The 262-nt window shown below is 66.4% G+C and carries 1 protein-coding gene; it reads left to right on the forward strand.

From position 1 onward, the window contains the following. Positions 1 to 262 (forward strand): ATP-binding protein (locus tag XH88_RS25565; RefSeq protein WP_333909266.1); only part of this gene is annotated, 262 nt, incomplete at both ends.

Raw genomic sequence — 262 nt, forward strand, 5'->3', positions numbered from 1 at the left:
CGCCGAGCGCCTCGCCAGCGGCAAGGGCGAGCAGGGCACCATTCGCCTGTCCGCCTATCACGAGGGCGGCCACATCATCATCTGCATCGCCGATAACGGCCGCGGCCTCAACACCGAGAAGATCAAGGCCAAGGCGCTCTCCTCAGGTCTCGTCACCGAGGCTGAGCTCGAGAAGATGAGCGAAGCCCAGATCCACAAGTTCATCTTCGCGCCGGGCTTCTCGACCGCGGCCGCCATCACCTCGGTCTCGGGCCGCGGCGTC

The organism is Bradyrhizobium sp. CCBAU 51627 (assembly GCF_028128765.1).
Taxonomy (GTDB): Bacteria; Pseudomonadota; Alphaproteobacteria; order Rhizobiales; family Xanthobacteraceae; genus Bradyrhizobium.